The organism is Aliiruegeria haliotis (assembly GCF_003003255.1).
GTDB lineage: Bacteria > Pseudomonadota > Alphaproteobacteria > Rhodobacterales > Rhodobacteraceae > Tropicimonas > Tropicimonas haliotis.
The window spans coordinates 1-19,114 of record NZ_PVTD01000023.1 but is presented as its reverse complement, the minus strand read 5'-3'; the positions used below and the strand labels follow the sequence as shown (position 1 = coordinate 19,114).

Genomic DNA, 19,114 nt, shown 5'->3' with positions numbered 1-19,114 from the left:
GCAAGGACACCAGCATACCCCCCAAGCCCCGTCCTGGTAAATTCTGGTTCTTCGGATAGTAGAAGCCTAACTCGTGCATGATGAGCTGCAAATGTCATCATATCCGAAGCGATGACGCGGTAGTCGGCCGTCCTTAAAGCCTCGGAAACAGCGGCAGTACCGCACATAATGTCAGCGACGGTGGCTCCATCTTTCACAACAGTCTTAAATGAATCCAAGAGGATCGGCAGAAGCCGGGTTTTATTTCCAATATAGCGGTATGACATGGTTCTTAAGGCACCATCTCGATCTTAATCGACTGGCTATCAAACTTGCTTAGAGCACGCATTGGCTCAAGACTCTGCGCCTCACAGATCACCTGCTTAACCCAATCAAGATCAGAGTGATTGAGGTCATAGAGGCCAGCAACAAGCCCTTCGATCTCAAGATCAAGCTTCCTATTTCTGCCACCGTTGCGGACATGCCTTTTGACACGGCTGGCTATTTCAACGGCCTGCCGCCACGATTGAGTCCCGCTCTTAGGTGCTGGAATAGGCAGTTCTTTCAGGGTCTTCGGTGTCACGTAGGGGTGAGAACGCCACTCGTTCTCACCAGATTTCCTGAGGTGATATGCAAACATTACGCGGGACGACAGAACTCCCAAGACATAGTAGAGGAAGAAGTTGAGCTCTTTTGTTAGTGGCACATAGTGGAAGACGACCTGATTGGAAGCCGCTGTTTTTTTTGTCACTGTAGCCTTGAGGCCAACACCTGTTTTTCTGACAAGCAGCCTTTCCTGAGAATAAAGCTCATGGCTCTTGTAGTTGATACCAGGCACGTTGAGTTTGATTTGGCGGGAACAAGACAGTGCGTAGCGCCCAATGTCTTCGCCAACGATGAGCGGCATAAACCCAGGTTGTTTCTTCGTGTCGGTGTCAACAATTTGCTGTGTCGCCATCTGTTCAGAATGAGCGACCAGACCACAGCCTTGGCAGGTCACCTCTCTGGGACGCGTGGGGGCGGGAGTGACGTAAGCACAGTTCCTACAAACCTTGACCAGGCCGCGTTTGGAGAGTTCTACACCTCGTCCTGAAACTACTAGATCAGTCCAGCTCCCGCCGGACGCTTCGATTCTACTCAACAAATTCTGGTCAGACTTGCGAACATCAATGTCCCAACGGCATCCGCGGTCAGACAAGAAACGGCTTTGCCTAACTTGATGACTGCTGTTTTTCCGCGCGTCCTGTAGGTCAAGATCGCCAGATAGCACCGCTGCACGTTGCGTCTTTGAAAGCCGGAATACCTCAACAACATGAGTAAGCTTTGGTTTGCTTTTTCGCACTAGAAGAACTGTCGTACCTCGGTAGACGCCTTTGAAGATCCCCTCCCCAAGTCGTGCTATCATCTCGACAGTGTAGTTCTCAGCGATAAATGACCTTGTGGAGGCGTGTTCAGGGGAGAAAATGGCGTCGGGAAGAATAAAGACGGCCATTCCCTCACCTTCTAAGGCTTTCAAAGACATCTCGACAAATAGAGACCAGCTATCGAATTGCCCATTTGCGAGGCTATACCCCAGTGTTCTTAGGCGCCCGGTAGAATGAAGCGTATCAGCGCCCCAAGGTGGATTGGAGATCACAGCACCGGGATTGAAGCTTTGGCGACGTTTCTTGACAGATGGCGATAGCAGCATGTCTTCAGTTTTGATGACTGCTGACCCACCTAAACGTGTCTGAGCGGCCTGCGAAGCTTCGGCGTCAATGTCCATTCCAAAGAGTTTTGCGGCTGGAAGCTGTTCAAAAGCAGCGTCCAAAAGTTCACCATCGCCGCATGCAGGATCAACTAAGTCACCTGACCACTGTTCTCCGAGGTGCTCTTTTAAGAGAACCGCGACCCACGTTGCCAAGAACCTAGGTGTATAAACTTGCCCTTTCTCAAAGCTAACAGGAAGGCTAATCGCGGCGTCTTCAGTGCGCCTTTCTAGCTTAGTAATCAGCATGCTTATTCCCCTGCTCTGTTTGTCTCAAGGTGACCGCTTGAGAGCGCATTCTCTTTGTATATTTGCCAAATCTTTGCGATTTGGTTCATCTCATAACTGACTAGTAGATAACTGTTATGTGTTATCGCCTGCGACCATCAATTTCCTCATTGGCGGGTATGTCAATGCCGCCAGATCGAAGACACTCATACAGCAACTCTTTTTGAGTAATTCGCCGTTTCTTAGCTTCCGCCGCGAACGCTTCCTTTATTGGTTTCGGTACGTTCGTAAATGAGAATTGGACGCGTGGTGCATCCTTCAGCGCGGAGGTCTTGGCTTTGCTTACACTGGGAAGAGGCGCAGCCAGTTCCTTAAGCTTACGAGCGCCGTCCTCGCTATCGAGGTCGTCATCGAGGTTTACGCTGACTTTGGCCATGAACCACTCCTGTAAAAGCTGATTAAGCCCCTGCCCTGCAAATCCGCCAAGACTGATTGTGCTGACCGCCTGGCCGAACCTTGTGGTGATTGGCCCGTCGAGGTCATTTCCTTGAATCCAGTACGATGTGCGCACACGGCGTTGAGACGTGGCACATTCTGGGCGTCCAGCGCATCAGTAATCGCCTGTGTGATGTTGGTGTGCATGTCCACATCCATCATTACGACAAGTGCTGGAATTTCTTTTTCCATGGTTTCCGCGACGCTTTGCACATGAGAGAATGTCCGCTTCGCACCCTTAGCGTCAGCTTCATTGGCCTTTGAGGGGATCAAAATCAGGTTTGCAGCGGCGATTGCATGCATAGACATGGCGGATTTGAATCCTGCCGTGTCCACGAAGATTGCATCGTAAGCTGGATCAGCTTTTTTTAGTGCTTTGACGGTTGGGATAAGTTTTTCATCATCTTCTTCATAGAGCCAATCAAGGCTGGTTTGATCCTTCTTGGCCCAGGCTTCCAAATGCTTCTGTGGATCGGTGTCGATCACCGCGATCTTTGCACCGTCTTCGACCATCAGACTGGCGATAGCGGTCAGGAGCGTTGTTTTGCCAGCCCCACCTTTTTCCTGCACTACGCTGATAACCTGCGTCATGTTCTGCCCTCAATTTTTCTCACACCATATCGCTTAACAGATAACAGTCAACACATAACTATTACCTGATAACTGATAACATATATCTGTTATGTGTTAAGGGGCCTTGCCTTTACGCTCATACCACTTTCTGCAGAACCCTACGAAAGCGCCGTCAGGATGCCGAGGCGGCTCGCTCATCCACATTCGCCATTCCTGTTCAAGGAAATAGACATCCCATGTTGGGGCAGCGTCACGTGCCTGTTCATATGCTGCCGAAGACAAGCGGACCGTTATGTCCGAAGCGAGAGCAGGACTGTCGCCGTAGACGTCGAGAAATTCGGGTTTTGGTGAAACCTCCAGTACGTCATGCAACAGCTTAAAACTGTAGTCCGGCATGTGGGACTGATCCGCATCAGCTTTGCAGATTGCCTTTACCAACCGCTTGAACTCCTTTGATGTGGATGTGGAGCCAGTCTTGTGTTGCAACTTATCGAGACCAATCCGCCAAACATCCTGCTTGCCGCAATGTTTCCGTGCGAGCTCGTACAGACGGCGCTCCAGAGGCTTTCGAAGCTGAAAATACGCCTTGTGCAATGTCAGTACATTCTTGTTTTCAATTGCTTTTACGAGCCAATCACCCATCTCCAGCTCCACACTGAGAAGACGGCCAGTAGAATCTTCTTTGACTATCTTGGCATCAGTGATGAATGAGATCGACCGCCATTCCCCGACACCGTGATCATGGATATTCGTTTCGATCTGGGTGAACTGGAGGCGGGTGAGGGCGCGGCGCAAAGTTGCGTAGGCCTGTCCAGTCGTGTGCCGGTTAGTTGCCTTTAGCAAATCATGGGCCGAGATGCGGACACGGCGACCGATTTCCTGGCCTTCATTCTTTGCTGCCATCAGCTGACTCAAAACATAGATCAAAATATCTCTGTCGAAGACGTTTGCCCGGCCTTCTTCTGCCGCTGGCGTGATCTTCACTTTGACATTTCCCTGTTCATATTCGAAAGCGGCCATGTCCTTCTTGACCGATAGCGAGAACAGGGGATGCTCCATTGAAGCCCTGTCGCTCTTAGGTGTTGCATCGAGGATATCGCACACGAACAGGTCCGGCTCTGTGTGCCGCTGCGGGAGCAAAGCTGTTCTTCTACGAGGCCGTGCCATTATTCGATAGTCTACCCACCATTCTTCGACAGTCTGCCCACCAGACGCGAATATTCTTCGATACTCTACACACCTTTCTTCGATAGTCTACCCACCATTCTTCGATACTCTACACACCAGCAGCTCAGATTGGGGGTGATTCAAAAAGCAATATCAACAGCTTGAAGAAATGCCGATTCTCGTAACACCTTTAATAACACATATATAACACACAGCCTCAGCAGCCATGCGGTTCACAAACGCTATGCTTCAGCTCACTCCCGATAGAACACACAGGCATCGACACCCGTTGTTGTCGTCGTCCACGAAGCCCCAAGGACAACGCAGGTTGCAGCGTTGCTGGCTAAGAAACGAGGAAGCGCAACCGTCAGCACCACAGCCAGAACGACACCGCCCAGACCGACCCATGGAAGCCAGCGCCTGTCGCTCTGCTGTTTTTCACGCAGTTCTTGAATAAGACGCAGCGTGTTCGAATGTTGTGTCGTGGTTTCCTGAAACGATGCGCTTGATCTTTCAGCGCTGTCGAGCAGAACCCCAGCCGCTTTGTTCAAGCGCTTGAGGCTGTCAGCAATACCACCATCGACAGTCCGACCAATCAGCTCGCCATATTTTTCCGGGTTGGTCTGTTCCCTGGCGGCGAACGCAGCGATCCGCGCTTCGGTCGAGACTTCAATCTGCTTGTTTGCAACTGTCGTTAGGCCGTCGATCCGGTTGGACATGCTTGCGACCGCCGTGGCCATCAGATCGAGGGTTTCGCGCAGCTCTGCATCGGAGAGGGCAGGGAACTTGGGTTGGTCAGGGTCAGGCGTGTCAGTCATAGCGGGTCATCCTTCGGATCACTGGTCCTGCGGGACGAACAGCCCCTTGAACTCGGGGTCGGCGTAGTAGCGCAGCTTTTGCGCCAAGGCGGAGGGCTGGCCCTGGACGCGCAGAAGCTGCAAGTCAGGCGGCATCTGCATGATTTCATCCGGGGTCAGCAGATCGCGGCCCGTAAGGTTATTAGAGAAGCTGGGATTGTCGCCGGGCTTATAGCTGTCGGTCTGGAACCCGGTGGTTTCCTGGCCGATCATCTGGCTCAGCCATTTGGCCGTTTCAAAATCGTTCACGCCGAAGACCTGTTGCACCCCGGCATTGGCGATGAAGGTGCCCGCGCGTTCGCCATAGAGGTCCCTGAGCTGGCTCATGTCCTGCAGGATCGGCCAGAGCTGCAATCCATAGCCCGCCATCAACCCCATGGCGCGCTCCACGGCCTCCAGACGGCCCAGAGCGGCAAATTCGTCCAACAGGAAGAGGGCAGGGGCCTTGAGGCGCTGAGAAGCGCCCTGAGCGCCCACAGAGGCTTCTGCGTCCCGTGCGATGTCCTGAAGCGCCTGAGAGACCAGAAGGCGCAGCCAGCGGCTGTAGGCATCCATACGGTTGGGGGGCAGCACCAGAAATACCGAGGTGATCCGGTGGCGCAGGTCCGCAAAGTGAAAATCCGACCGCGATGTGACCTTGGCGATACGTGGGCTGTCGAGGAAATGGGTGTGGCGCTGCGCGTTCGACAGGACGGAGGCTGCTTCGCGATCCGCCTTGCCCAGAAACCTGTTGGCGGCGCGGGCGATCAGCCCGCCCGCCGCATCGCTGTCCTGCATCAGCTCCAGCAGGGCGCGGAGCTTTTCCGGTGGCAGGGTGAGATATTCGCGGACGGTGGCCAGGGTGCGCCGGTCGCGGTCCTCGTGACAGACGCAGAACATGATCAACCCGCCGAGGATGGCTTTGGCTTCCTCGTTCCAATGCGCTTCCGTTACCTGTCCCGGCGGGTCCATCACAAGCGCCTCTGTCAGGGAGGCCGCATCCTCGCCCAGATCGAGGCTGTCCGGTGTCAGCCGGTCGAGCGGGTTGTAGCAGGCCGAGGGTTGGCCGCTGACCTCAAATGGATCGAGGACGTGGGTTGTGCCAAGCCGCCGCCGCGCGTCTCCGGCAATCCGGGCATTCTCGCCCTTGGGGTCGATGACCAACACCGAACGATCCACGCCCAGAAGGTTCGGGATGACGGTGCCCACACCTTTCCCGGCCCGTGTCGGGGCGAGGGTGATCAGATGAGCGGGACCGTCATAGCGCAGCAGCCGCCCCGTGTGCGGGTTGCGCCCGATCAGGAGGCCATCTTCACCCTGAAGCTTCTTCATCTCCTTGCGGCTGGCAAAGCGGGCCGAGCCATGACTGTCGCCGGTCAGTCCGAAGTAAGCATCAGCCCCGGAGGTCTTGCGCCAATACTGAAACCCAAAGACGCCACCGATGAAAATGAACGGACCAAACACCAGCCATTGCCATGCGCTTTCGCCCGGCTGTTGATCGTAGAAGGCGAAGATGAACGGCGTTGCAACAAGTGATCCGAGCATCGCACCGAACAGGACGGCCCCGATCATCCAGCCCAACAGGATGGGGGTGAAGATCAAGCGACCGAAGAACCGGAACAGAATGTCAAAGACGTGGAACAAACCCCGCATCAGGACGTACCGTCAATATCGGGGGCAGGGGGAGCCGATGGCACAGACCAGTCCGCGAAGGCCTTGCGATCCTGTTCACGGGCAAGGTTACGCACGAGCCGATCTAGCATCGCAGCAGCACTGGAATCCCGCTCTGCCAGATCGAGCAGCGCCCCGCCGAGGATCACCTTGCGCCTTGTGTCCAATTTGCGCTGCCTGGTCGCTTCCCGGTTCTTGAGACCCTGGAGCCGCGCCTTGGCCTGGGCGTATCGTTTCTCTGCCCGTTCGAGCTCGGTCTCTGCCATATCGCGGGGGTCCACTTTCAGATTTGCAGGTGGAAAGATTTGACTTACAACTACAGAGGGTAGAGATTACCCGTAGGCCTGTAAAGGACAAGGGCGCACTTATGCAAACTCTTCACCTGCGGTTCCGAGCTTTGCGTGCGATCTCTCCGGGGCAAAGCCCCAGCCGATGGCAGACCCCTTCGATGCGGAGCGCATCGAAATGGGAGACGGCATCGCCTCTCCCAAACCCTCTAGGACCAACCTTGGCGGTTGGAGCGCATCCCGAACCCTCGCACCAACGTCTCGACCGATGCCCCATGGTGGGGGCCGGTCTGCCGCTGGCGTCTCCGTTCCGAGAGGCGCGGATCGTCGGACCTGACGGTGCCGATCCGCGCCGGGTTTGCCCCCGGCAAACCGCCTGTCATCTGTCCCCATATCCCGCTCCCCACGAAGCTGGGGATCTGGGGGCAGATGACAGGCAAGCCCGCGCCTCAACCACCCTTCGGGCATTTTCGCCTAGGCTGTCTTTTCCCCGCAGGCCCGCGCGCCAGATCGGGGTGCCCGTTGGCACCTCTGGGACCGGAGGGCAAAAAACAGCTGACCGGACGGCCAATGTTGGAGCATTTGCCGGGGTCAGCAGCGGCGCTTGTCGGCGGCGTTCGCGTCTCAGGCACGGGTTGCGCTGATGGCCAGCTACCACCTCTCCGTGAAGACGATCAAACGGTCTGCCGGACGCACCGCAACGGCAGCCGGTGCCTACCGCGCGGGCGAGCGCATCGAGTGCCAGCGGGAGGGTCGTGTGCACGACTACACCCGCAAGCAGGGCATCGAGGAGACGTTCATTGTCGCCCCCGAGAATGCCCCGGCCTGGGCGCAGGACCGCTCCAAACTCTGGAATGAAGCCGAGGCCAGCGAGACCCGCCGCAACTCGGTCACCGCCCGCGAGTGGGAGCTGGCTCTGCCGTCAGAGATCAGCGCCGAGGACAGGTCGCAGATCACCCGTGAGTTCGCCGAGGAGCTGGTCAGCCGATACGGTGTCGCCGTGGACGTGGCGATCCATGCACCGCACCGTGAAGGTGATCAGCGCAACCATCACGCCCACGTCCTGACCAGCACCCGAAAGCTGGAACCCGAGGGCTTCACGGCCAAGACGCGGGTGCTGGATTCCGCAAAGACCGGCGGTGTCGAGATCGAGCAGATGCGTGGCGTCTGGGCCGAGTTGCAGAACCGGGCGCTTGAGCGCGTCGGCGAGGTAGAGCGCGTCGATCACCGATCCCTAGAGAAGCAGCGCGAAGCAGCGCAGGAACGCGGGGACACGCTGTCCGCCGAGGAGCTGGATCGCGACCCGGAACTGAAGCTGGGACCGGCGGCAAACTCGATGGAGCGGCGCGAAAAGGCAGCGGCGGAGCGCGAGGGTCGGGAATACAAACCCGTCACCGAGCGCGGGGCCGTGGTCCATGCCGCGCGTCAGGCCCGCGCTGCGTTCCGCGAGATGCGCGAGCGCGTCGGGATTGCGCGTGAAATCTACGGGGTCGAGCGGGACGCCGGGCAGGGGCGTGTGTCCGCCGGTCTAGCCGCGCTCAGGGCGGCGACATCCAAGGGCCGTGTCACAGATGATGTTCGTGAGCGGTTGGCGCGGATTACGGATCGCGGACAAGACCGTGGTGGGCAGAGTGACGAAGAACAATTCAAGGGCCGCAATTACGCGCGGGACCGCCTGAAGGAGATCATGGATAAGGACGCCGGGCGGGATGGCCAGGCGGCGGTGCACAAGCTGGACGGTCACAGTGATCCTGAGCTTGGCGAGGAGACTGGACGCGAAGAGCGCAAACCATCTGTGAACGAGCGCCTGAAGGACGTGCTAAACAAGCCGCGCGAAAAGCTGGAGATCGAGGACGGGCGCGACCAGGAGAAGGATCAGGAAGTCGAGAACGACCGCGAGATCGACAGGGAGATAGACCGTGATCCCGGCCTCAGTCACTGACAAGGCGGTGTGAGGTCTTTTCCCCGTTCTTCATGGGGATGCTTGCCTGAGAGAACCCAGCCCCGACCAGGAACGAAATCACACCGGTCGCTGTCTTGAACTCGCGTACCTTGATCGCGTTTTGCGTCAGGCGCGTTCTTGCAGTCACAAGGAGCTTCTCCTTACCGTCAGCCCCCACAGTCCGCATGATCCAAAGACCGTACCAGCTCGGTCCTTTGCGTTCCGGGTCGGCCTGGCACAACACTTCGACCATATGCCCCTTCTCGGCAAGCTCGCGTAGGCCTTGTTCAGTGATCACGTTTGGCTCAAGGTCGGTTGTCAGGTTCATCGCACACACTGAAAAAAGAGAGATTGTCTCTTTGTGGCGGAATCCAGCAGTGCATTCAATAGTATATTATTGGAATTGCATGAATCTAAAAACCGCCCCTTGGCTGCGACGATGGCGGGTGTGCCATTCCGGTCGATGGAAAGGCCAAGCCCGCCACGTAAGAAATTATGGGGTTAGGTGGCATCAGGCATGTTTGCCCATGATAGCCGGAGATTGTTGCCCGCTCTTTTTGGCAAGTTGGCCCGCTTCACGAGACGTCCCGACACTTCAAAGTCATCGTCAATCTTCACGACGAGCAGTTTACTGAAATGCCTGTCGAGACGCACCTTGGTCTTTTCTTTGCTGTTAACTGGCGAGATGGTTTTGATCTCAACAAAGTCGTTGCCTAATCTACCATCGGAGCCTTGGGCATGGTTCTTGTGGAGTTTGATTCCATACATGATCGCACCAAAAAGCTCACCAATGTCGCCGTAGACGCTGAGGTGCTGTCCAGTGTCGCAAAAGTAGGCCTCTGCAAGCGTCAGCAGGTCCTGAAAGTAAGGAACCAAAGTTGGGTCAGCGTTTGGATATTTGAGGCGCAGTTCAGCCTCGCGCTCAAGTTCAGCGAGGCGGCTGTATTTGGTTTCCTCTGGGTCGATAATGCTATCCCAGCCAAGCCATTCGCCATCAATCCAAAATGCGTTGTCTGGGCCTAATACATCGGCTGTCATTTGAAACTCCTGTTTGGGAGCACTACCCTAAGACTTTGAAAAGATTATGACCGTCTTTCACTTCCGTTGACGCCTGCAAAGTAGCTATAGAACCTCGTGATCCCGGCAATGTGCCGGTCTCGCTTTGAGCGATAGACAGGGCAGGGGATCGACGGGCTGACGCCCGCTCACCCCAGCCCCGACAGTTTCTTAATCCTATTGATCCGCCTGCCATCCTGGCAGGTCCGAGAAAACCGGCAAGCGCCGCCCTAGGGCGTCGGTTCCGGTCGAGAATCCCGGTTCCTCCCACGCGCAGGCGCGCGGTTCCCTCCCAAATTCACGCCCTCCACCCGGTTGTCACGGCCCCGCCAGGCCGCAGGACGGGCTTTGCCCTTACCTGCTCTGCCCTTCGGAATGCATGGGCATTCCAAAGACCAGAACAGGAAGGCCCGCCCATTGGCGGAAAGGAAAACAGACCCGGCCTGCCTCACGCGAAGGAGGGTCACAAATGACCAAAGAGAAGTTTGACGTTTACACCCATGTCACCAATCAGATTGTCGCGCAGATCGAGGCGGGAACGCCGCCCTGGCGCAAGCCGTGGACCGGCGGCGGGGGATCAGCCAGCTTGCCGGAACGGTTCAATGGCGAAGCCTATCGGGGCATCAATATCCTGATGCTTTGGGCCACGGCTACGGACAAGGATTACAGCTCAGCCCGTTGGATGACGTTCAACCAAGCCAAGCAGCTTGGTGGCCATGTCCGCAAGGGCGAGAAATCCGCGACCGTCGTGAAATACGGCACCGTCGAGCGCGAGGACGAGAACGGCGAGGAACGCCAAATCCCCTATGCCAAGGCCTATCGCGTGTTCAACGCCGACCAGATCGAGGGCTTGCCCGCTGAGTTCTATATCCTGCCCGATCCGCCCCGTGATCTTGGCACCGTGGCCGATCCCGAACTGGAGGCGTTCTTTGCCGCAACCGGTGCGCAGATCGACGTGACCGAGGAGCCACGCGCCTATTACAACATCAAGACCGACCGCATTCATATGCCGCCGATTGGCACGTTTTATCGGGCGGCTGGGTATTTTGGCACCTTGGCCCATGAGACAATTCACTGGACAGGTGCAACAAAGCGGCTGGACCGCTTAGGCCGGTTCAATGACCGCAAGGCCTATGCGTTCGAGGAGCTGGTCGCGGAAATCGGAAACTGCATGTTGTGTGCGCAGATCGGGGTGGAGCCTGAATTCGACCAGAGCGCGGCCTATGTCGAAGGATGGCTTGAGGCGATGAAGGAAGACAACCGTGCGATTTTCCGGGCCGCGTCCGAGGCGCAGAAAGCCGTGGATTACATCATGGACCGAACCGTGCAGGCCGAGCGGATGGCGGCTGAGTAACAGCCCGCACCGCTGAAATGATCTAGGCCCCCGTCAGCAGGCGGGGGCCTTTTGCGTTCTGGCGTGATCCGGGTCGAGGGTGGTTTCAGGGTGACCTGTCGGCGGGCAACCTAAAGGCCAACCGCCGACAGGCCCGGCGCTTCGCGCGGACGGGCATGAGATGCCCGGCAACTATCGTTTTTGACGAAAGACTGCGCAGCACTTGTGGAGTGAAGGAGTAAGCCAGAAAATACATTGTTGACATAGCCATAATTTGGCTACTATAACAGGAGCAATGTTTGGCTAAGGAGTTTGATCATGCATACAAGGCATATGGAAGACCGGATGCGCCAGCGCGGCATCTCTGAAGAAATGGTCGGGACTATCTTGGAGGTAGGGGAGTGGAACACTCGGGGAGACCGTCTCGAACTGCCAAAGAGGGCTATCGAGCCTTTGCTTCGGCAGAAGCGTGATGAACTGAAAATGCTGGAGCGGCTCGCACGGCGGGGTGGTGCGTCGGTTGTTGTAGATGGTGACACCTTGATCACAGTTTATCCGAACACGAAGAGGGTTCGGTCATGAGTGATCAGAATGTAAGGTCCTTTTCTGTCAATCAGGGTTCGGTACTGGACGGAGAGTTCACGTTACGGGTTAAGCAAGAGATGCTTCCAGAAGCCTCGGATCAGAGTTCTTCTGGAAAGCTCAAGAGTGACCGCAAGTTCAATATCCGGATCAAGCAGCATGACGTCCTCTTGTTTGATGCACTGGCCGAACAGGAAGGCGTATCCCGGTCAGTACTGATCAACAGACTTCTACATGACTTTCTGCGCGATGAACTGATGAGCGTTCAGGATGATGACGCACGGGCGCTCCTAGCGGTGGCCGCTGACGAACAGGCAAATTACGACGACCTTGCGCAGTCGTGGGTTCTTGATGCGCTTGGATCAGACTTCCACCACATTTTGCGCAATATTTTGGAGTTCAATGATCGTAATGAGCAACAGCCTAGCGATCACCCAAGCGCTCCTGAAAACCAATTTAACAGCGAGGCATTCATCGGTCTCAGCAACAAGCTGAAAGGAATAAAAAAATGAGCCGTGGCATCCTGTCAAAGGTGATCGAGGAAATCGGAGAGACGCAGGCTGAAATCCGAGCAGAAGACTACACGATGGTCAATGTGCGCCCAGGCGAGAAGGTCGCATCAATGCTCGACCTTGTTTCAGCTCTTGTTGGAAAGACGCCTTCTGCGGTGGTTGCCGAGGAACTCTCATCGCGGTTGGCCGCATACGCGGTTTCCTCGGCCACGCATGCCGGTGCGATCTTGGATGCAGCAGAAGAGGCGCTGAAACAAAGCCAGATGCTTCAGCCTGGATGTGCATTGGACATCTTGCAGAAGGCGGATGTGATCGAGGTGGAGAACGGATTTGAGAAACAAATTAGAGACAAGCTCTTTTTCTCTAAAAAAGAACCTAAACGGGGTGCTCATGAATAAGGGAGTCATCCATCCACTTTTGGCTGATTTTGAAGGTTGAGACAGGTCCAGATAACAATATTTCGAGGCTAGAGGCAGAGTGAAATGACGATTGAAATACTTGGTCCCGAGAAGACCTCGGAATCCATGAATGCAGAACGTTTGAAACGCAGTTTGCAAATTAGCGCACCAGACTTAGATGATCCGAGGGTACGGCTTGCTATTATTCCCCAGGTCTTCGCAAAAGGTCGTGAAATCGATTGTGTACTGGTGTTTGAAGACAATCGAGCAGCGAAAGAGATGTTTTACACGACTAAAGGTGTTCCCGTGCAGTCTTTTGTGGCCTGCGTCGAAATCAAAAATCACTCTCCTGACGATGTAAGGCTTCATGGAACGCATTTGGAGGTCAAGTATGACGATGGATGGCATGATGCGACCTCGCAGGCGGATGCGCAGGTTTGGGCACTAAAAGATTTCCAGCAGTTTTCGTATGCGGGCAAAGCACGGCGCAACAAGACATATGTGCAATCTGTGCTTTGGTTGCCTCGCGTCCCCTCGGACGCTCTTCCCGAACTGCCGAATGGACGCTCGGGTATCTTTCGCGCGGATTTGACTTGGGCTCGGTTGATTGATGGTTTCGAGGTGAATCCTGCGCAGCGCAAGGTTCAGACTCTTGTTCCTGCTTACCAGGACGGTAAGCACCACAGCTACGAAAGCCTGGTGAAGGCATTAACGGACAGAGTGGAGCCTACTCGACTTGATTTGCGGCGAGTTAACGCGCTGACCCAAAAACGGTTTGACGCGGACAAGCAGGCCTATATCCGGAAAATGGGAAGTGGGCTTTTAATGTTCCGTGGTAGAGCTGGCACAGGAAAGACCTTTGCGCTGATTCAGATGGCCATCCATCTGGCCAGGCAAGGAGAGAGAACGCGGATCGTGACTTATAATCACGGCCTGATCTCGGACATGGCTCGGGCTATGACGATCATTCGTGATCGTCACGAGGACATTTCTCCTGTGCCTGAGGTGGAGACGCGTTGGATGCTTATGCATGAGTTGTTCGGCTTGGCCTTTGGCGGAGATGCAGTCAGTAGAGTAAGCAAGCTATACGGCGAGCTGGAGGAGCGTGAGGCGCTGTTCCTTCGTGCCTTGCGGCATCCGGATCCCTTTCTGAAGGAGGCGGTGCCATGCTGCGCCAACAAGGTGTCTGGAAAGAATTGCCACTGTGATCAACGCCAAGGCAAGGCGAAGACTTGGTCAGACATCAGCGTTTACCGAGAGAAGTTCCCTCCACCCTATGACTATCTTCTGGTCGATGAGGGACAGGATTGGACCACTGAACATCGCGATCTGATGTATGATGTCTTTGGTCCGGGGCGCGTTATCGTGGCTGATGGAGTGGATCAATTCGTAGACCGATCCCGTTGCGATTGGGATCGCGGAGATATTTCCAAGAACCGGATCGTACCCCTTCGCACATCTCGACGTACGAAGGCAGCGACTTGCGACACGATAAATGATGTCGCGCGTGCGCTGGAGGTGCCGGATTGGGATGTTGAGCCCGATCAAGCTATGGCGGGTGGGCGTATTACCGTTCTTGTGGAACCGCAGCCATATCGTGCGATCCAGCGCGCTTTGGACCTGCTAGGGGAAGATTTGGTGACCCAGCCGAAGATGCGTCCTGTGGATGCGTTGATGTGTCTTCCGCCAAAGGACGCGACACCAGGGACAAATTACTGCAACTTGTTTGAGCGGGCCCAAGAAAAATCGCACGGAGACTATTGGAGGGGCTACGATTGGGAAACGCGGAAGAACCGTGAGTATCCAAGTCGACAAAGCGCTCTACGCGCTGTGCTGTACCAAAGCTGTCGTGGCATGGAGGGATGGACGACCCTGTGTATGGGGCTGGATCAGTTCTATGATCATGCCACCGCAAAACCGGATATCGATATTGAGGGGTTGCGCGACGATCTCAAAACTGACTTTGGATTTCTTTTCTCGAAGGCGGCTTTTGAGGAAAAGCTGGCAGCCGAGCGTCGTGTCTATGCCTTGAACTGGCTGATGATCCCCCTCACGAGAAGCATGGATCACCTAATCATTCATCTCACAGATTCAGAAAGTGTGTTGGGTCGCGTATTGCAGGGCGTTGATTATGACAAAATACGGTGGCAGTGAGTTATGGTAGATGAAAATTTTCCTAAGCGCGCCATACACGCTACATCTCGTATTGGTCTAAAACGGTCGTTTCTGCCGGTCCGCTCGGGCTCAAGTGAGATCAGACACATAGGCTGGACAAAAACCTACGGCAAAACTCAAAGAGTTTTGGCAGGTTTTTGCCTGCTGCTCCCGATCTGCCACCGCGACGACCGCTTCAACTCTGGTCGTTGTTCATCTCTGCTATTTGAACGACGCCCCATGAGTGTGGATTTTCTTTTGCATTTGTTTAGGTTTGCCGAAATCCTGAGAAACCTGCCCCGAAGGGCTGAATGCTGGAAGTCATATGTCCGAAGTCATGAAAAACCTAAGGGGCAGCGTCGACCCGTTAGAAAACGATCTGGCCCGAGTCTACGAACACTGGCAGGAGGTCAAGCGCAGCCAAGGCCAGCGGGCGGGTCTTGGGTATGAACCGCGCGACATCAAGACCTTGGGGCCGGAGTCGGTGATTTCAAGCCGGGTTTTGAATGCTTCTGCCGGGTTCGAAGAGGTTGACTCGGATCAGAGCTATGAAGCCTTGGTGCTCAAATACCCTGATCGGTTCACCCCGGACGTGATTGCCGCAGCGCAGGAACGGTTGAAGCTCGGCGCGAGCAAGGTGGACCAGTTCCGGCGGCAGGACATTCAATTCTTCGCTAAATCCCGCTCAATCGAACTTTTCAAAGAACACGGAATTCAGCCCTCAATTGAAAGCTGGGTCGCTCGGTATGCTCATCTTCCCGAGCTTCATAAAGATAATAGCTATGCCGACGAAATTCTGACCAAAGGGTTCCGGAGTCTCGTGTGGTTACATGAACAGGAGAAGGACGGCGAGCGTGGTCGCGGATTAACTGCTGTGGTCGAGTTCGGTCCGATGCAGTTGGATCGCCGCGCCCAGGTGCTTGACGCGGTTTTCTTTGAGCGCCCCATTGGGAAGGAACTCTTGGAAGCGCACAAAGATGATGGGACCTTCATTTCAAGGATCGACGCCAGCCGCCATAGCCGCATTTGGCCGATTTCGAGTATCGACGTGGACTCGCTTCTTTCCGCTGTCCGGGAAAAGGCCCACAAGATCGCAGAATATGAGAACTTGAACCCGGACCCGCACGATCCCCTGAATCTTGAGAAAATCGAAGACACTACGGCCCTGCGCCAAGTGGTCTTGCGGCGATACCAGGGCGCGTTCCGGCAGGCCCTCTTGCGCAAGCGCCCGAAACGCTGCGCAATCACTGGTACGAACGAAGTTTCGGTTTTGGAAGCCGCCCACATCATTCCGTATGCGGAGCGGTTTGCCGATCGGGACAAGCAAGAGAATGGACTTTTGCTTAGGAGCGATATTCACAAGCTCTTTGACGCGCATCTTATTTCCATTAATCCCGAGACCAGAGAAATTGAGGTTTCAGACCGCATTGAATCTTCAGATTACCTAAACCTCCGTGGCGGGATCGTTTCGGACGAGGTTTCCCAAAAAAGCCTCAGCTTTCACTTTGAGAATTTCCAGAAGCAGCGTTTGTAGTGATCTGGACAAAACCCTACGTTTCTGACCAGATCACAGCATGATTATTGGATACGCCCGTGTCAGCACTGACGAACAGAACCTCGATGTTCAATCCGACGCCCTGACAGCGGCTGGAGCTGGCAAGCTGTTTGCCGACAAAATCAGCGGATCGAAGCGCGAACGTCCTGAACTGGACAGGATGCTAGATCAGCTCCGTGGCGGCGATGTTGTGACTGTCACCAAATACGACCGCCTGGCACGGTCCCTGAAAGACCTTTTGGAGATCGTGGAGACGATCCAGGCGCGCGGTGCCGGCTTTCGGTCCTTAGCCGAGGACATCGACACGACGACGCCGGCAGGCCGTCTTGTATTTCATGTCTTCGCGTCCATCGCCCAGTTTGAGCGAGAGCGGATTTCCGAACGGACTAGGGAGGGGTTAGCTTCAGCTCGTGAGCGCGGTCGTATTGGTGGTAGGCCCCCTGCCCTTTCCACGGCCCAGAAGGACGAGGTGCGACATATGCGGGACCAAGAACACCGTCCGGTCTCGGAGATCGCGCGGCTGTTCAAGGTAAGTGAACGGACGGTTCGGCGAGCCTAGATGACGGATGGGTACTATCCGATGTAATGTCCCGATCATTAACAGCGACTCAGTTCGCGTGATTGAGGCAAAGGCTGACAGTGGAACAAGTATCAGAGCTTATTTTTAGACAGATTACCCCGGCTGACTTTTTTCACATCAATCGCAAGCCGCAACCAGGTGATGAGGGTGGCAAACAAGGATATATCGATTTTCCGGTTGGAAAAGTAACACTTGCAGACTGGCAGGATTTTTTTGATGGGATTGCGCCAGATGAAAGTTCGAAGTGGCCTGTTTGGCACGTTGAGGTGCACAGCTTAGGAAACCTTGGTTCACAGAACGTCGATATAGGTCAGCGGCGGCTGCAAAGCGTGAACATTAGGTCTCAAAAACTCTTTAGCGATAGCGGCAACAGAGTTCTTGCGTGGCATCCTGATCATGGTGGTTTCCCGAGCCTATCAGATGAAGCGGAAAGCTCGAAACATCCAAGCGTTGTTGCAACATCAAAAGGTGTACGTGTTTTTTTACTAAGAACTGTGGGGGGCGAACACTGGGCGGGTTGGCTTAGAACAGAACAGATTGAAGAGGCTGCTGAGAAAGATTTTCGCCTACAGCCGATGTTGGTAGAGCCTGCTGGAAAGATTGTATTTGGCACACCGCTCGCCTTAGATACTTCAAGCCTAGAAAACCCGTTCAGACTAAATTCCTTCGGACAATCTGATGCTGACAAAGGCCTAGATGCCGCAGGGAAGCCTGCAAAACAAACCTACGGAAAGAAACCTAGCAAGTCCGAAGAGGAGTTAGCAGAGGACCTGTTCAAAGATGATGCTCCTCCTGAGGCGGCGGAAAAAACACAAAAAGTCATTGAAACTTTTAAGCGGAATCAGAAAGCAGTTCGTGATCTGAAGCGGCTTTATAAAACATGTCAGATTACTGGGGACGATTTCATCTTTTCCAAGGTCAATGGCGAACCATATTTGGAGGTTCATCACCTAGTGCCGTTGGGAGAAGGCGGTGCCGACAACCCAACAAACCTGGTGGTGATAAGCGCTCATATCCATCGGATGTTGCATTACGCCGGTGTTGAAGGCATCGACCTCGCCAAAATTGTGAACGATAAGCTTGATTTTACGATCAACGGAGAGAGTTTCACGATCACCTGGCGACCAGAGCATGCCAAAGTCATCGCGGATGCTGGAGGCACTATCGCTTGATGTGAAAGAGGTATTCCATCACCGTGCCGCCCTGCCCTCCAGCGTTACTCCTGAAGCGCGCGAAAGGGATTTTCTGAAGCGAAACCGTTCCAACCTCCGAAAATAGCTCGGTGAGTTGTTCTTCAGTCAACAAGCCGTCTTCACTGTAACTAATCATGAACTGGTCGCACTGCGCAGAGTTGAAGATCATACGAAAAGCATCTCTGATTTTCACCTTGGAGCAAAAGTCTGAGTACTGATCACGCCAGGGCCTAAGTCCGCTAACACCAACCGCTTCTGGCGAGTCTCCACGCGCGATTGTCTCGATGATGTGGTAGTTTGCTGCGTATTGCCGCTTCATATATGGCGGATCAATGTAGCAGAGGTCAGCTTCAATCAACGGTGCAACCGTCTCAGCCGGTCCTTGATGAACAATGTGATCAGTTCGGTGCCCGTTCAGGAGGGTTGTTGGCCGTAGCTCAAGTGATGCTAAAGCTGAAGTTCCCCACTTGGATCGGTGGTGGCCATATGTACCGGCGATATTTGCAACCCGATTACTTGCAAGAACGAGGTCATGCCGCAGAAGTGAGTTTTCTGTTTCGGATAACGTACCCTCTTGCTGCCATTGGTTAAGCTGTGCGGTAATCGCGTCAATCCTGCCAGCGTTCTCACCACTGAAATATTTCCGAGGATCACTACCATTTTCTGGAACGCCATCAGGCGAGTATTCTTTGCGAAATACACCGTTGCGTGGCTTGAGCTGGTTCAGGTGAGCAAGGACACCAGCATACCCCCCAAGCCCCGTCCTGGTAAATTCTGGTTCTTCGGATAGTAGAAGCCTAACTCGTGCATGATGAGCTGCAAATGT

At 54.9% G+C, this 19,114-nt stretch carries 19 protein-coding genes; 8 read left to right on the top strand and 11 right to left on the bottom strand.

Annotation, left to right across the window (positions count from 1 at the left end; all coding sequences use genetic code 11):
• The 8 genes from CLV78_RS23310 to CLV78_RS23275 all read right to left on the bottom strand — a co-directional run.
• Window positions 1-266: DNA adenine methylase (locus CLV78_RS23310; RefSeq protein ID WP_211301068.1), on the bottom strand; the 266-nt coding region annotated here is incomplete at its 3' end.
• A gap of 5 nt (window positions 267-271) precedes the next feature.
• Window positions 272-1,975: an N-6 DNA methylase gene (locus tag CLV78_RS23305; protein ID WP_106208527.1), complete on the bottom strand. Its 1,704-nt coding sequence runs from the start codon at window positions 1,973-1,975 to the stop codon at window positions 272-274.
• Between the two features lie 121 nt (window positions 1,976-2,096).
• Window positions 2,097-2,390, bottom strand: coding sequence for a hypothetical protein (locus tag CLV78_RS23300; protein ID WP_106208525.1), 294 nt, complete (start codon window positions 2,388-2,390; stop codon window positions 2,097-2,099).
• Window positions 2,372-3,040 carry a ParA family protein gene (locus tag CLV78_RS23295; RefSeq protein ID WP_106208523.1) on the bottom strand — a complete coding sequence of 223 codons (669 nt, stop codon included), beginning with the start codon at window positions 3,038-3,040 and terminating at the stop codon, window positions 2,372-2,374. The genes CLV78_RS23300 and CLV78_RS23295 overlap by 19 nt, the downstream gene beginning before the upstream one ends.
• Window positions 3,041-3,136: 96 nt before the next feature.
• On the bottom strand, window positions 3,137-4,126 hold the full coding sequence (locus tag CLV78_RS23290) for a replication initiator protein A (RefSeq protein ID WP_245925273.1): 990 nt from the start codon (window positions 4,124-4,126) through the stop codon (window positions 3,137-3,139).
• 317 nt (window positions 4,127-4,443) lie between these two features.
• Window positions 4,444-5,007 (bottom strand): hypothetical protein, encoded by a 564-nt coding sequence (locus CLV78_RS23285; RefSeq protein WP_106208520.1) that lies wholly within the window; start codon window positions 5,005-5,007, stop codon window positions 4,444-4,446.
• A gap of 18 nt (window positions 5,008-5,025) precedes the next feature.
• On the bottom strand, window positions 5,026-6,678 hold the full coding sequence (locus CLV78_RS23280; RefSeq protein WP_106208518.1) for a type IV secretory system conjugative DNA transfer family protein: 1,653 nt from the start codon (window positions 6,676-6,678) through the stop codon (window positions 5,026-5,028).
• Window positions 6,678-6,962 (bottom strand): mobilization protein, encoded by a 285-nt coding sequence (locus CLV78_RS23275; protein WP_106208516.1) that lies wholly within the window; start codon window positions 6,960-6,962, stop codon window positions 6,678-6,680. The genes CLV78_RS23280 and CLV78_RS23275 overlap by 1 nt, the downstream gene beginning before the upstream one ends.
• Before the next feature lie 664 nt (window positions 6,963-7,626).
• On the opposite strand from CLV78_RS23275, the gene mobQ reads away from it, so the two are divergent.
• A complete protein-coding gene (gene mobQ, locus CLV78_RS23270) occupies window positions 7,627-8,925 on the top strand; it encodes a MobQ family relaxase (protein WP_106208529.1) in 1,299 nt (432 codons plus the stop codon).
• Here mobQ and CLV78_RS23265 read toward each other — a convergent pair.
• Window positions 8,915-9,247: a hypothetical protein gene (locus tag CLV78_RS23265; protein WP_106208531.1), complete on the bottom strand. Its 333-nt coding sequence runs from the start codon at window positions 9,245-9,247 to the stop codon at window positions 8,915-8,917. The two genes, mobQ and CLV78_RS23265, sit on opposite strands and share 11 nt — an antisense overlap.
• A 179-nt stretch (window positions 9,248-9,426) precedes the next feature.
• Window positions 9,427-9,963 (bottom strand): hypothetical protein, encoded by a 537-nt coding sequence (locus CLV78_RS23260; protein WP_106208514.1) that lies wholly within the window; start codon window positions 9,961-9,963, stop codon window positions 9,427-9,429.
• A gap of 487 nt (window positions 9,964-10,450) precedes the next feature.
• Between CLV78_RS23260 and CLV78_RS23255 the strand changes: the two genes are divergently transcribed.
• From CLV78_RS23255 to CLV78_RS23740, 7 genes are all read left to right on the top strand, one after another.
• On the top strand, window positions 10,451-11,335 hold the full coding sequence (locus CLV78_RS23255) for an ArdC family protein (protein ID WP_106208513.1): 885 nt from the start codon (window positions 10,451-10,453) through the stop codon (window positions 11,333-11,335).
• A 557-nt stretch (window positions 11,336-11,892) separates the two neighbouring features.
• A complete protein-coding gene (locus CLV78_RS23245; RefSeq protein WP_106208510.1) occupies window positions 11,893-12,408 on the top strand; it encodes a hypothetical protein in 516 nt (171 codons plus the stop codon).
• Complete coding sequence (locus CLV78_RS23240; protein WP_106208509.1) at window positions 12,405-12,806, top strand: hypothetical protein; 402 nt, start codon at window positions 12,405-12,407, stop codon at window positions 12,804-12,806. Before CLV78_RS23245 ends, CLV78_RS23240 begins: the two co-directional genes overlap by 4 nt.
• An 84-nt stretch (window positions 12,807-12,890) precedes the next feature.
• Window positions 12,891-14,960: a DEAD/DEAH box helicase gene (locus CLV78_RS23230; protein WP_146136779.1), complete on the top strand. Its 2,070-nt coding sequence runs from the start codon at window positions 12,891-12,893 to the stop codon at window positions 14,958-14,960.
• A 325-nt stretch (window positions 14,961-15,285) separates the two neighbouring features.
• The gene (locus tag CLV78_RS23225; protein WP_106208504.1) at window positions 15,286-16,494 is read left to right on the top strand and encodes an HNH endonuclease; all 1,209 of its coding nucleotides are present in this window, start codon (window positions 15,286-15,288) and stop codon (window positions 16,492-16,494) included.
• Window positions 16,495-16,534: 40 nt separating this feature from the next.
• Window positions 16,535-17,074 (top strand): recombinase family protein, encoded by a 540-nt coding sequence (locus CLV78_RS23220; RefSeq protein WP_106208502.1) that lies wholly within the window; start codon window positions 16,535-16,537, stop codon window positions 17,072-17,074.
• An 80-nt stretch (window positions 17,075-17,154) separates the two neighbouring features.
• On the top strand, window positions 17,155-18,267 hold the full coding sequence (locus tag CLV78_RS23740) for an HNH endonuclease (RefSeq protein WP_146136778.1): 1,113 nt from the start codon (window positions 17,155-17,157) through the stop codon (window positions 18,265-18,267).
• On the opposite strand, the gene CLV78_RS23210 is transcribed toward CLV78_RS23740, so the two are convergent.
• The coding region (locus tag CLV78_RS23210; protein ID WP_146136777.1) for a DNA adenine methylase at window positions 18,257-19,114 on the bottom strand (858 nt) is incomplete at its 5' end. The genes CLV78_RS23740 and CLV78_RS23210 overlap by 11 nt on opposite strands.